This is a genomic window from Qipengyuania sp. MTN3-11 (genome assembly GCF_042851825.1).
Classification (GTDB): domain Bacteria; phylum Pseudomonadota; class Alphaproteobacteria; order Sphingomonadales; family Sphingomonadaceae; genus Qipengyuania.
Map to the genome: position 1 here is coordinate 46976 of NZ_BTGM01000002.1, position 13889 is coordinate 60864.

Annotated in this window: 6 protein-coding genes; 2 read left to right on the forward strand and 4 right to left on the reverse strand. The window is 65.8% G+C overall.

Annotation, left to right across the window (positions count from 1 at the left end; all coding sequences use genetic code 11):
• Window positions 1–6: 6 nt before the first annotated feature.
• The 3 genes from ACGHN1_RS07485 to ACGHN1_RS07495 are packed head-to-tail and all read right to left on the reverse strand — an operon-like array spanning window position 7 to window position 10302.
• On the reverse strand, window positions 7–3081 hold the full coding sequence (locus ACGHN1_RS07485; RefSeq protein WP_390549933.1) for a CHAT domain-containing protein: 3075 nt from the start codon (window positions 3079–3081) through the stop codon (window positions 7–9).
• Window positions 3071–8431, reverse strand: a complete 5361-nt coding sequence (locus tag ACGHN1_RS07490) for a beta strand repeat-containing protein (protein ID WP_390549935.1) — start codon at window positions 8429–8431, stop codon at window positions 3071–3073. The genes ACGHN1_RS07485 and ACGHN1_RS07490 overlap by 11 nt, the downstream gene beginning before the upstream one ends.
• Before the next feature lie 2 nt (window positions 8432–8433).
• Window positions 8434–10302 (reverse strand): ShlB/FhaC/HecB family hemolysin secretion/activation protein, encoded by a 1869-nt coding sequence (locus ACGHN1_RS07495; protein ID WP_390549937.1) that lies wholly within the window; start codon window positions 10300–10302, stop codon window positions 8434–8436.
• 254 nt (window positions 10303–10556) lie between these two features.
• On the opposite strand from ACGHN1_RS07495, the gene purS reads away from it, so the two are divergent.
• Window positions 10557–10793: a phosphoribosylformylglycinamidine synthase subunit PurS gene (purS, locus tag ACGHN1_RS07500; RefSeq protein WP_390549939.1), complete on the forward strand. Its 237-nt coding sequence runs from the start codon at window positions 10557–10559 to the stop codon at window positions 10791–10793.
• Window positions 10790–11467 carry a phosphoribosylformylglycinamidine synthase subunit PurQ gene (gene purQ, locus ACGHN1_RS07505; RefSeq protein WP_390549941.1) on the forward strand — a complete coding sequence of 226 codons (678 nt, stop codon included), beginning with the start codon at window positions 10790–10792 and terminating at the stop codon, window positions 11465–11467. Before purS ends, purQ begins: the two co-directional genes overlap by 4 nt.
• Window positions 11468–11473: 6 nt before the next feature.
• Here purQ and ACGHN1_RS07510 read toward each other — a convergent pair whose 3' ends face one another.
• Window positions 11474–13825, reverse strand: a complete 2352-nt coding sequence (locus tag ACGHN1_RS07510) for a putative bifunctional diguanylate cyclase/phosphodiesterase (RefSeq protein WP_390549943.1) — start codon at window positions 13823–13825, stop codon at window positions 11474–11476.
• Window positions 13826–13889 lie beyond the last annotated feature (64 nt).

Here is a 13889-nt window from a genome sequence, read left to right on the forward strand (position 1 = left end):
ACCTGATCAGCGCGCGGCGATCTGCTCCGCGCGCTCGGCCTGCGATGCCCGGGTCACCGCGATCTCCCCGTCGCCCACGATGGCGAAGGCTGACCAGTAGAATGGATGCGAGGTCTCCGGCGCATCCATCAGAATTTCCTGCGAGAGGCGCAGCGCTTCGCCGGTCGAGTTGCCGTTTCCAAGCGTGAAGATGCCGGTGATCAGCATCTGCGTCGCGTCGAAATCATTGGGGACGGGCCAGTGGCTCGCCACCACCGAGCGTCCACCGGCCCCGACGAAGGCGCGCACCAGCCCGTCGAGCGCGAAGTCGCCGCCGCTGGCAACCCCCGCCTCGCGGGTCGCGCCGACGGTCGCGGTTCCCGCGGTATCGCACGCCGAAAGGATCACGAGATCGGCATCGAGTTTGAGGTCGTAGATTTCGGCAAAGGAGAGCAGGCCATCCGATTCCGCCGCAGCCACGGCACCGTCGTCGGCGAAGGAAGTCAGCAGCGCCGGCCGCGGGGGACAGCCTTCCTGCGGCGCGGTGACAAGGCCGTGGGTGGCGAAATGGATGATCCGGTAATCGCCCAGATCCTCCATCTGCTTGACCGCGAGATCGGTAAAGGCACCGCCGGTCACGACCCGCGGACGGCCGCGACCCAGTACGTCGGCCGCGACGCGCAGTTCGGTGGCGTCGATCGGATCGTTCCAGATGGCCGGCGCCCAAAGACAGTTCTCGCCCCCGGCCAGGGCCGAGCGTGTGCCGCTGCCGATCGTCGCGACCGGGCCGACGGGTTCGTTTTCGCCGAAGCCCAGATAGGCATTCGCGGCGGACGACCGCGGCGCCCGGCGCACGTCGCGGAACGATGTCGGCGAGACGCTGGTGCTGACCCGCATCTTGCGCCCGAGCCACTCCGTCCCGGTGAAATCGTAGGGATCCCCCGCCGCATCGTCGACCCGGGCCCGGTAACGTGCGACGCTCTCGTCGTTCATCACCAGCAGGTTCGCGGGCAGCTTGAGCATGGCACCATCGGGCTCGAAGACCAGGTGACCGAGATTGCGTAGCTGGGCGTCGATCGGCTTGAACAGCGTCAGATAGAGTTCCCGTGCGGTCGCCATATCGAAGGGATAAGTGACTGTCTCGCCATTCTCCACGATCGCGATGCTCGATCGGATCGTCTCGACCCGCTCCTCCAGATCGTCGGCGCTGCCCTCGATCGCATAGGCCGTCGCGGCCTCCGCATCGACGTAGATGCCGAAGAGCGCGTCGTCGAGTGCGACCAGCTTGAAGTAGCCCTCCCCTTCACGAAGGGTCTCCCGCATCGCCTCGAGGGTCATGCGGCCATCCGAGATCACGCGGTAGCGCGGGTATTCCGCAAGCTGCTGCTGCATGGCCAGTTGCCTCGTGCCCAGCGCTTCGAGCTCGGCCTTTCGCGCGGCGATCCGCGAGGCCATTTCCGGGCTTTCGGCTTCACGGCCCTCGATCTGCGCCAGCCCGTTGCGCACCCGCTCGACCGCGCGCGCGAGATTGGTGGCCTGGCGGAACAGCTGCGCCGCTTCGTCGTCGCCGGCGGAAAGCTCCCGCGCGAGAACCGCCTGGGTCTGCGCAAGGCCGGGTCGCAGGAGCAACTGGCTGGCGAGGAACATCTCCGCCGCCGCACCCTGCGGGTCGCTTTCGTCTTGGCTCAGCAGACGGAAATAAGGCCGCATCAGTGCCCGCAAAGAGGGCGAAGGCGTCCCCTCCGCCTTGTCGACCAGTTCGCGATAGGTCGCCCGTGCCTCGGCAGTGCGTCCGGTCCTCAGAAACAGTCCGGCCAGCTGTGCCCGCGCGCTCAGCAGGGCGGGCGATCCTGGGTAATTCTGTTCCAGCAGCGCGATCGCCTCGCGGTGGAGAGCCTCGGCTTCGACGATCTGCCCCATGCGCTCGCGGTTCTCCGCAAGCTCGCCGAGGACCTGAGCACGCAGCCACAGGATGGAGACGATGCGACCGCCCCGCACCGCGGACAGCGCCGCATCGGCGTCCTGCAGCGCCGCCGCGGCTTCCGCGTCGCGGCCCTCGATCCGCAAGGCCGTCGCGCGAATGTAGCGTGCCTGCCCGTCGAGCAGTTCGGCGCGCTCGAGCGGTGTCAGCTCCTCCGCGGAAGAGAACAGCCCGCCCTGCTCGGCGGACAGCCGCCGCGCCAGATCGTCGCCGATCACCAGTTCCGCCAACTGGTCGCGGACCGCCTGCCGCACGAGCGGGCGATCGATGATGACGAGCGCACCCGTGCTGTCGCCGACATTGAGGAAATGGATCGCTTCGTAATTGCGCAACAGCCGGGCGAGAACCGGGTCGGCGGAAGCAGCACCGCGCTGCGCGTTGAAGATATCCTCTGCCGTGCCGAAGTTTCCGAGGTTGGACTGCTGCAGCGCTTCATTGAGCTGCGCCTCGATCGCGCCGTCTCCGGTCAGCGCGGCCGCCGATTGCGCGAAGAATTCCGCGGCTTCGGCGAAATTGCCCATGTTCGAGCGGCGATATGCCTCGCCGAGTGCGGCATTGGCGTCGATCGACTGGGCCTGCGCCCGGGCAAAGGCCCGCGCGTCACTTGCCTGAGTCAGCGGGATCTCGATCTCGCCTTCGACCACTTCGTTGGCCACGAGCGACGCCAGCCCGATCCGCGCGGCATCACGGTATGCGACGATGGTTTCGGCGATGATTCGCCGTGCTCCCTGCATTCCGGTGAGGACGATCCGCCGGATGCCCGTCTCGCCATCGCTGCAAAGAAAGGCCCTTCCTTCCGCAAGGCCAGTGGGCATTTCGACATCCTGCTGCTCTATGCAGTCGCCCAGAGGTTGCAGGCGGGCCTGGAGATCGCTTTCGCGCTCCACGCTCAACGTCCCTATGGGAGCAGCGGCATCGCGGCAGATTACCGAGTATCGCCGGTCGAAGAGGTTGCCACCCTCTCTGGGTGCCTGGATCTGTGCTTCGCACAGGCCGTTCGATCCGACCGGAAAGCTGTCGCGATAATCGACCGGCTGCGCTTTTGCCGGAAGAGCGATCACGGCGAAAGTCGTCGGGAGAAGGAGAGAGAAGGCCCGTAGCCGGACAGAATTACTGCGCATCGCTGTTCTCCCCGTCGTTTCCATCCTCGTCGTCTTCATCGTCCTCCTCGGCGTCGGTCTCATTGTCGGTCAGGGCGAACAAGGCAGCATCGCCCCCGCTGGCGACGGGATCGTCCACCAGCGGATCGGTGCTTAGGAGCGGCGTCTCGACGAAATTCGGGAAGCTCTCGCCGAAGGTGACATCCGCCTCGTCTTCCGACGCCTCGACAGGGGCGAGGAGGACCGGCGCCGTTACCGTCGAGGGGCTGTTTATCGTGCCGATGACCGTGACGGGAGGGGGTGGGGGTGGAGGCGGAGGGGGCGGCGGCGGCGGAGGTGGCGGAGGCGGAGGAGGCGGAGGCGGAGGAGGCGGCGCGCACCCGGCCGGGATGGCGCAGGTGTTGAAGGTCGAACCTTCCGTATAAGCAACCCCGCCCTGCACGCCGAAGTCGATTTGACCGAAGAAATCGGCGCCGGTCACCGAGGTGCCGTCGGCATTCGCCCGCCGACCGAACGCGACAACCGTAAGCGGCCCGCCGACCCCGCCCGGCCCTTCGGCGGCATCGGCACCGATCACGTCGAAAGCGAAATTCGGCGTCCGATTCGTCCCGAAACTGTCAGCGCCATCGAAACCGTCGGCAAGGGTCGGACCGGTGGCGAAATTGGGGAAGACCGAGACCGCGACCTGGTATTCGCCCGGGTCGAGAATGGTCTGCAAGAAGACGTCGTAATTGTTCCCCGTCACCGGGTCCGTCGGCACGTTGCTGCCCCCGTCGTCGTTCTGGTCGATGAGGTTGCCGAGCGAGCTGAACAGCGCCAGGATCGGGTCGAAGCCGCCCGCAGGGATCGTCTGACCCGCGGAATTGGTGCCCCCGGCGTAGGAATAGCTCCGCAGGGTCACCTGCTTGCGACTGTCGAGCGTGAAGGTGAAGATCAGCACGCCATCCGGCGACATCAGCATGCCGACGAAGGAAATTCCGTCGGGATTCACCGCGCCGCCGCCCCCGCCGCCCGAAGGCACCAGACGACCCACGATGAGACCTCCGCCGCCAACGGTCACGCCGGCGAAATCGTTCTGAGTCCCGGTGTTCTGGATGAAGATGTTCCCGCTACCCAGCAACGCGACCCCCTCGGCCCGGATCGCGCCCTCGAGGTTGGGAGCGTTGGGATTGGTGCGCAACGCATCGTCCCGGCCCGCGAAATTCGGATCGGCAGCCAGCCGCTGGGCGGTATCGAGCGCGGCAGCCACCAGATTGCTGGAGACGAGGGTCAACTGGCCGGCGAGCTCACCGTCGAGCCCGGTCACGGAGATACTTCCGGTCGGAGTGATGATCTCGAGCCGCTCGTCGGCGTTGACCGTCAGGCTGTCGTCCGCTCCCGCAGCGGTGTAGCTGAGCTCGCCTTCGATGCGGATATGACCGCTCGAGGTGAGGGTCACCTGTCCCGGCCCATCGTCGAGCGAGCCGAGAATGGTGAGGTCGCGGACGATGGCATCGGGACCTGTCAGCCCGGGGTCTTCGGCCACGGTGAGAATGGCGGAACCAGCCTCGATCCGCGCAAGCTCGTCCTGCGTGAGGGTATAGCCCGCTTCCTCCGTCGAACCGCCGATGATCGCCGGCGACCCCGTCGCAAGCGTGGCAATGCGAACCGCGTTCGCCCCTATCCGCGCCCCGGCGAGGATGTCGAGCTCTCGCGATGTCAGTGCCAGTGAGTTGCCACCAAAGCCGATCAAGGCGTCGTTGTCCCCGGCGATGGTGATCGTACCGCCTGCACGAACGGTGATATTCGCCGTCGGCGCGTCTGCTGCGGGACCGCCGATGATGTTTCCGGCCGCGGTCTCGATGTCGAGATCGCCGGCGACGTTGACGGTCATTGTATCGCCGACGAGCAGCGAGCCGCCGGTGGCGGCGATGCGCGAGCCCGTGTCCGCCTGCGTTCCGATAGCCACGACCTGGAGATCCTCAACGGACAGGACGCCGCCGGTGATACCGATGTCCAGAACGCCCGCCGTGAGATTGCCGATCCCGGTCGTCGAAGCCTGCACGGAAAGATTTGCGATCTCGACTGTCCCTCCGGCAATCTCGATCGTCGCCGCGCCGCCGGAAACATCGCCGGGTCCGGTCCCGTCATCCTGCGAAGTTCCCGCGTTGGAGGCGCTTGTTACCAGCGCGAGCGATCCGGGGACCTGCACGGTGGACGAACCCGTCACCGAGAGCACGCTGGTCCCGCCCTGCGCCGCTCCCGATGCGGCTCCCGTTCCTCCGATGCCGCGGCTCGTCGCGAAGCTCTGGCCCGAGCCCGACAGAACCAGAATGGAGCCGGCCGCTTCGAAGGCCGCGGTTCCGCCCGTGCCCGCTCCACCGGCGGCGGTTCCTGCTCCGCCTACCCCGTTCGCCTCGTTTGCAATCTGGACCGCCGTCAGCGACCCGCCCGCAACTGTGCTGGCGTAAGCTTCGCCGCCGGTCGCGGCTCCGCCCGTACCGCCGTCACCGCCGCGTGCGGAAGCGAGGTTGTTGATCGTGCCGACGCTTATCGTTCCGGCACCCCCGCCAAGGAAGGACAGGCCGGCCTGCGCGCTACCGCCTATTCCATCCTGCGCGCCGTTCCCCGTGCCACCCGCACCGCCGAAAGCATTGGCGCCAAAATCGCCGTCCGTCAGGGAAAGGCTGCCCTCGCCGACCGCGCTGCTGCCACCGAGTATGGCGAGGCCGACCTGCGCGAGACCCGCGAGCGCCAGCCCGCCCTGCCCACCGGCCTGGCCGGTATCGCCCGCTCCTCCACGCCCCCCGAAGGCATTGGCGAAGACACCGGCAATTCCGCCGACGGAGATATTGCCCCGATCGCGAGCGGCAAGGAGGAAGGCGCCGTTGCCCAATGCGGGGTCCGACGCGTTCGGGTCCGAGAGGCGCCCGCCGAAACCGTCGCCGCCTTGACCGGGAGCAATAGACTGGGCGGCGTCGCCAGCTCCGCCGGCGCCCCCGGTGCCAGTAGAATTGATGGTGGCATCGCCGCCGACCACGATTGATCCCGGCTGTGTGTCGCCGAAACTTCCCTCGGCCTGGAGAAATGCGTTTCCACCTCGCCCGTCGCCGCCACGTCCGCCGGCCCCGCTCGCCGCCCCACCGGTACCATTGGCGCTCGCGGAAACGAAGCCGTCGATTGCGATGGCACCGGTGGCGCCAGTCTGACCCGCGTCTTCAGCCAAGGCGCCGGCGACCCCCGCCCTCCCGTCGCCACCATTCCTTCCCGTACCGCCGATTCCCGAGGCACTTGTGCTATAATTTCCGCCGACACCGATCGTACCGCCATTTCCGATAAGTCGCGCGCCGCCCCCTATGCCGTTACCGCCATCCCCGGCACTTTCACCGCCGATACCGTTGCTCGAAATCGCGAGATCACCGGAGATCGTGAGCGACCCACCGGTTTCGCGGACGATCACCAGACTGTTACCGGCAGTTCCATCCGCCCCCGCGGCTTGGGAAGAGGTTCCTCCGCCCCGGGCGCTGGTGAAGAGAGTCGCGTTTCCTCCAATCGCCATGTTGCCGTTGGCGGCGACTGCAATTTCCGCAGTTCCGCCGGTCGCCCGCCCACCGGCGTTGGCGACCGAGAAACCACCGGCAGCAAAAGTATCGAGTACGACATCGCCGGTCACGTTCGTAGTGCCGCCGCTCGCACCCAGAAACGCTCGGCCACCGGTCGAATTTGCACCGCCGAGCCCGCTTGCCGTTGCTGAAAGCGTGACGGAGCCTCCAACGCTCAACGTTCCGCCTGCCGACGCGAAGGCGTCTGCCCCGCCCGCCGTAAGATCGCCGGCGGTCAGGAATGGATCTGCAAAATTCGCGCCGCTCGCATTTGCGGACACGAGCAACGATCCTCCGATATTCAAGGTACCGAAGGTCGCGACCTGACTGGAACGGACCGCCGTCGCGCGACCGGCGACGTTGGTTGCGCTGTCGCGGCCCGCAAAGGCATCCGCAACCACAGCAGCATCGCCACCGATATTGATCGTGCTACCCTGAAATCCGGCGATGAAAGCCTGGCCCGCGACGGCGTCGATAGCGCCCGGAGCAAGGTTGAGGCCTTCGAGGCCCGCTGCTCTCGCTGAGACCCAAACGTCCCCGGTGATGTCTATCGGCGTGGAGGCGTTCGCCCCGATGACCGATCTCCTGCCGCCGTAAACCATCACGTTGCCGGTGATGGAGGCTGCGCCCGTCGGCCCCGCTTCGAAAGGATCTGCACCGAGAACCGCCCGGTCGGGCGATGACATGAACAGGTCGGACGTGACGCTGAGTGACGTCGCGAAGATTTCCGCCGTACCGCCTCCGCCGATCTCCTGATTCGCCGGACGGTTGTCGTTTATCCCGTCATCGGCACTGGTACCGTTCACGGTCTTGCCGGCGACCGCGTAATTGGCGGACAGGATGATATCGCCGTTGTCGATGCTGGCGCCGTTGACCAGATCGAACCCGAGATTGCCGCTGAACAGCAAGCGGATCGGGTCTGTCTGCGCCGCGGCGACCCCGTAGATCACATGTTCGTCGCCGGCCCCGCCACTCGCCGGCCCCCCGGTCGAACCGGTGTGAACGATGGCGTCGCCGACAACGGTGCCGACCGGGACCTGGATATCGAACAGCCCGTTCGAATAGGTCAGGCTGACTTGCTCGCCCGCGACATAGGCGGTCGAGCCATTGATACGCGCCGTCCCACCCATGGTGATCTGCGGCGCCGCGATGGCGAAGAAGCTGCCCTCTGCCAGCGCCGATATCTGCGCGCCGGAAGCGATCGTCACTCCGGATGTCTGGCCGCTCGCGCCGGTCAGGCTCAACGCTCCGCCATTGGTGGCGAAGGAATTGAAGCTGGCGAGGTCCGGAGCCAGGCTGGTCAGCATCAGTCGGCCGACATCGAACACCGCAGAACTGCCGACGAGAATACCCGTGGGGGAATAGAAGGCCACGAAGCCACCGGGCGACAAATTGCCGGCGCTGTCCTGCAGTCGGCTCACGACCGTTCCGTCGAAAACGACGACGTTGTTGTTGGCGGATGGAAGAATCCGGTTGAGCGCGGCGAATCCGCCCTGACCCGGCGCGCTCTGGAATGTCGCCGTGTGACCGACGGGCAGGAAGGTGAACGCATTGCCGGCCTGGTCCTGGTTCGGATTCCAGTCGATCACGACCGTGGGACTGGTGACCGTGATGGTCTCCTGCCCGGGGACCGTACGGTCGAACGTCGCGCTTCCCTGGCCCGCAACCACCTGCGGCGTCGCGTCGAACGCCTGCGCTCGCGCGGCCTGCGGCATCGCCAGCGCCGCGGCGATCGCGGATCCTGCGATGCCGAGAAAAAAGCCGGTGCGGATCGAGCGGGTGCGACTCATGATCAGAATCTCCATGGGAAGAGACGGGTGGTGATGGACATCAGCACGCGGACATCGCCGCGCGAGGCCTGAAAATCGGGCTTTTCGAGCGGGACCGCGACCGCGAGGTCGGCCTGCATCGTCCCGCCCCAGGCCAGCCGGACGCCGCCGCCAACCGACCACAGCCGATCGGGATTGAGCGGGCTCCGGCTCGGGTCCTCGTTCCAAGCCCATGCGGCATCGGTAAAAGCATAGGGCTGGACCGCCAGCCCCATGGCCGTGCGGGGCGCCAGACTGCCGAACGCCGCTTCGAGCGACACGCCCACGCCGCTGTCTCCGAGGACGCTGCCAGGATCGTAACCGCGCCCGATCGAATAGGTGCCGGCCGCAAACTCCTCGAAGGCGGGCAGAGCATCGCCGGAATATTGTGCCTCGACGCCGAGCTGGAATTTGACCCGAGGCACGGGTCGATATTCCGCTGCCCCTTCGAAGCGGGCCAGCAAGGGAGTAGGATCGGCCTCGATCCGGCTTGGCGGCACGAACCCTCCCGCGGTACAGCCAGCCAGGTTCGGGCGGCAATCCGGACTAGCATGGAAGATGTCGATACCTTGGCGCAGCTCGAGCGCCGCCCCGACCCTCCAGCGCGGTTCGTAAAGAGAATAGCCGCCGACCCCGACGATGCTGTCGCTGTCGAACTCGACGCCGTCGATCCGCGCCCAGAGCATGCGCACGCGATCGCGCGACAATCCGAGATCGTTCACCTCGACGTCCTGGTCGACATAGTCGAAGCCCGCACCTGCCACCATGGAAGCCTGCCGGCTGCGCAGAAGCGGATAGGCGGCGTTGATCGAGGCCAGCAGGGTCTCCGACTGGACATCGAAGCCGGGCAGGTTCACGTCGGGGTCGGTCCAGCTGTAGGTGAAGTTCCCTCCCAGCGTCAGCCCGTCCCTGCCGACCCGAAAATCGTGGCCCAGCTGGATGGTCTGCTGTTCATCGAAATCGAGCGTGCTGAACAGGGCCAGGCTGGTGCGGTCTCCCATTCCGGTAAGATCGTAGACTTCACCGCGCAACAGGCCGCCGAAGCGACCGAGTGCCTTCGATCCGTAGTTCTGCACATTGAAATCGAGCGACGCGCTGCGGCGCAGGACCGCGATCTCGCCGATCAGGTCTCCCGGTTCGCCACCCGCGGCGGGGCGCAGCGAAAGTCGGACATCGACACCCGGCAAATCGTCCGCCAGCAACAAATAGCGTTCGGCCCTTCCGGTGTTGAACACCGGATCCTCGGTAAGCCGTTCGAGATAGGACGCGACGAGTTGTTCGGACGGGCCCGCATCGCCGCGGACACGCAGTGCCGTGACCCGTCCAAAGACGATGCGGAACTCGGCAACACCGCCCGCAATCCGCTGCGCCGGAATTTCCACCGTCGCCAGATAGTCGGCGCGCTGCAGCATCTGGTTGGCCTGCGCACGAATGTCGCACAGCACCGAAATCGGCAGATCGCGCCCGAGATATTCGGCATAGCTTTCGCCAAGGGCAACCTCGGGAGCCTTTTCCGCCCCGACGAACCGGATCTCATTGAGCCGTGTCTCGATGCCGGCGAATTCGGGATTGTCGAGCGCGCAAGGAGTGCGTTCCATCGAGCCGTCGATGGTCAGGCTGGGGCCATCGGGCCTGTCCTCCCGTGCCTGAGGCGGTGTCAGCTCGCCGCGGGTCGGTGGAGCGACGTCGCTGGCGGTCTGCGCTGCGAGCGGCATCGCCGTCGCCGCCAGGAGAGCCCCGGTGAGCGTGGTTCCGCCGCCGTTCAGAAGCGTGGCGACGCGAGATCGCCGCTCTACCGCAACTATGTCAGAAATCGCCTCGCCCGCCGCGAAGCGCGATCCGCCAAACCTCATGAACTGTCGCCCCCGTGTCGTTTCGACCCGATGTCAGCGACCCGCCTGCCGATCTTCTAAGAATCCGTCGGCTTAGCCCGAAGAATACATATCGAATCGACGAGGGGAAGGGCCTTTACGAAATTTCCGTGATATTCGGGGCGATTACCGTGAGCCGCGCGGGGCAGATTTCGAGCCTCCCGTGCGCCGCCGCTTGAACCGGGGCCGACATGACGGCATAGGCGCCAGCGTTCTTCCAGCCGACGAGGCCCCACATGAAATTCCGCGTTTACGTCAGCCTCAAGCCAGGCGTGCTCGACCCCCAGGGGCGGGCGGTCCATCACGCTCTGGAAGGGCTGGGATTCGACGGGGTGGGCGACGTCAGGATCGGTCGCTTCATCGAGCTCGAGATGCCCGAAGGCACGAAAGAGGCCGCGATCGGAGAGATGTGCGAGAAGCTGCTCGCGAACACCGTGATCGAGAATTATCGCATCGAGACCACCGAACGATGAGCCTGCGCGCTGCCGTCGTCACCTTTCCGGGATCCAATTGCGACCGCGACATGGCCGTTGCGCTGGAACGGGCATCGGGGGTGCCGGCGCTGCGGGTGTGGCATGGCGAGGCCGATCTTCCGGACAGGCTCGACTTCATCGCCCTGCCGGGGGGGTTTTCCTATGGTGACTATCTGCGTTCCGGCGCGATGGCGGCCAACAGCCCGATCATGCGGGCCGTCGTTCGCGAGGCGGAACGCGGGGTGCCGGTGCTGGGCGTATGCAACGGTTTCCAGATCCTTGCTGAAGCGCGCCTGCTGCCCGGCGCATTGATGCGCAACCGCAGCCAGAATTTCATCTGCCGGACGGTCGGGTTGAAGGTCGAGAACACGCGGTCGGTGTTCACGGGCGGCTACGAGGAAGGCCAGATGATCCGCATACCGGTCGCCCATCACGACGGAAACTACTTCGCGGACGAGGACACGCTCGACCGCCTTGAAGGCGAAGGCCGCGTGGTGTTCCGATACGCGGACAATTGCAACGGCTCGCAGCGCGACATCGCCGGAATCGTCAACGCGGGTGGCAATGTCCTGGGCATGATGCCGCATCCCGAACGCGCGGTCGATCCCGCGCATGGCGGCACCGACGGTCTGGCGCTGTTTGCTGGAGCCCTGAAGGGTCTGCTCGCAGCCTGACCCCGGTCAGGCGATCTTGCGCCTGTTCGTTTGCGGAAACAGCGACAGGGCATCCTGGGCGGTCATGGGACGACCGAAATGGAAGCCCTGGATCTTGTCGCAACCCAGGCTGCGGATCATCATCACCTCGTCCTCCGTCTCGACGCCCTCGGCGGTCGTGCTCATGCCCAGGCTGTCGGCCATCGCCACGACGGCGCGGATGATGGCCAGGCTCTCGGCGGAATTCTGCGACGCGCCCTGGACGAATGTCCGGTCGACCTTGATCGTCGAGAACTTGAGCTTGCGCAGATAGCCGAGCGAGGAATAGCCGGTGCCGAAATCGTCGAGCGCGACCGAGCAGCCCAGAGCCATGCACTGTTCCAAGGCACGCCGCGCGACCTCCGCATCGCGAAGGAAAATGCTTTCGGTGACTTCGATCTCCAGTCGCTGCGGCGCGAGGCCGCTGCGCGAGAGAGCCTGGACTACGGTAGTCGCGAAATCGGGTTCGATCAGCTGCTCTGGCGAGACGTTGACGTTGACCTTGATGTGCTCCGGCCAGTTGCGCGCCGCCTCTGCGCAGGCCTGCTGCATGACCCATTTTCCGATCGGCACGATCAGCCTGGTGTCCTCGGCCAGCGGGATGAACTTGCCTGGGCTGACGAAACCGTGTTCCTCGCTGTTCCAGCGCACCAGTGCCTCGAAGCTGACGATCTTCTCGGAGTTGGCGTCGACCACGGGCTGATAATTCAACACCAGTTCGTTCTTGGCCAAAGCGCTGCGCAAAGCGAACTCGAGCTGCCGCCGCTCTTCGGCGCTCGCATGGAGTGAGGGTTCGTACTCGCAATGCTCGCCGCCTCCGACATCCTTCGCGCGGTAGAGCGAGAGATCAGCGTTGCGCATGAGTTCCTCGACCGTACGGCCGTCGCGGGGCCCGATCGCGGAGCCGACGCTCGCGCCGACGTAAAGAACGTGGTTCTCGATGTGATAGGGTTCGGAAAGGGCATCGATGACCGCGCGAGCGACGCGATCGATGCGGTCGCGGTCGGAAGCATCGCGAATGACGATCCCGAATTCGTCTCCGCCGAGCCGCCCGCAGATCTCGTTCTCGCTCATGATCGACTTCAGTCGCTCCGCGACCTCGGCGAGCATGCGGTCGCCGACCATGTGGCCGAGTGAATCGTTCACCGCCTTGAACCGGTCGAGATCGAGCATCAGCAGCGCGCAGCGCGAACGCCATTTTTCCGCGTATTTCAGCGCCTCGCCCAGTGCCTCGTGCAGCATCAGCCGGTTGGGCAGCGCCGTTAGCGTGTCGTAGCGCGCGAGGTAGGCGATCTTCTCCGACGACTCCCGCTGCGCGGTCACGTCCGACCCGACCCCGCGGAATCCCGCGTATCGGCCGCTCTCGTCGATGATGGGAGTGCCCGACAATTCCCACCAGCGGCGCTCGCCATCGATAGAGACCTGCACCGTCAGATTGGAGAAGTTCTCGCGTTCCTTGAGCTTGTTCGCAAGGTCGTGGAGGCTCGCCGGAAATTGTCCGGTTTCCCAAGCGGGGCCGGAGATAAGCTGGAGGAAGCTCTTGCCCTCGATCTCGGCCAGGTCCCTTCCCAAGGCGAAGGCCAGCCGCGGCGATACCTTCTGCAGACGACGTCCGGCGTCGAGCTGGAACAGCCAGTCCGCTTCGCTCTCCTCGTATTCGCGAAGCAGCAGCGAGACGACTTGGCTCTTTTCGGCCATGCCGAAACGGGCGAAGCGCTCCGAATAACTTGCCTTGGCGCTCTCGATCGATCCGACGACCGCCATCATCGACGACAGGCCAGCGCACAACGCCAGCCCGATGCTGCCGTGATAGGCGAGCCCGGCGGTCCAGCCGATCCCGGCCAATCCGATGAAGCTGATCGAAGCCAGGGGCGCGGTGAACCGGGTGACCGACGAACTCAGCATCATCAATGCCATATAGGCCCAGGCAATACCGTGTATGGCGGGATCGGCATAGGCGAGGAACACCGTTCCCGGCACCACCCAGAGCGCCCCCTTGGCGAGCGCGGCGAGCGTATGGGTTCGTTGCTCCTCGCGAGTGAAGGCCCTCACGTCCGCATCCGCGAAGCTCTTTTCGAGCCGATAGACGTAGAGAGTGACTGCCGTCACGGCGACACCCCATGCGCCGGCCATGATCCATGGCAAGGCGCCGCGAAAGCTGGCGACGATGAAGGCGATCCCGACGATGTTCAACGCCACCCGGGCCAATGCGCGCTGGAACAGAAGAGCGTATTGCGGCCCGTGCACACGCGACCAGTCGCCGTGCTCGGGGTTCTTGAAGCCCAGCAAAGTGCGCGTACACACCTCGGGGGCAAATTCGTTTTCGACCAATGCGTTCACACCCAGCGCCTTAGGCGCGAAAGGTTATGGGGGCGTAAATGAGGGTGCTCCAAAACCTTGAAAA

What these genes read in the sequence shown, in the direction of transcription:
- ACGHN1_RS07485 (WP_390549933.1), bottom strand. Translation starts at nt 3,081, where the DNA reads ATGCGCAGTAATTCTGTCCGGCTACGGGCCTTCTCTCTCCTTCTCCCG.
- ACGHN1_RS07490 (WP_390549935.1), bottom strand. Translation starts at nt 8,431, where the DNA reads ATGAGTCGCACCCGCTCGATCCGCACCGGCTTTTTTCTCGGCATCGCA.
- ACGHN1_RS07495 (WP_390549937.1), bottom strand. Translation starts at nt 10,302, where the DNA reads ATGAGGTTTGGCGGATCGCGCTTCGCGGCGGGCGAGGCGATTTCTGAC.
- purS (WP_390549939.1), top strand. Translation starts at nt 10,557, where the DNA reads ATGAAATTCCGCGTTTACGTCAGCCTCAAGCCAGGCGTGCTCGACCCC.
- purQ (WP_390549941.1), top strand. Translation starts at nt 10,790, where the DNA reads ATGAGCCTGCGCGCTGCCGTCGTCACCTTTCCGGGATCCAATTGCGAC.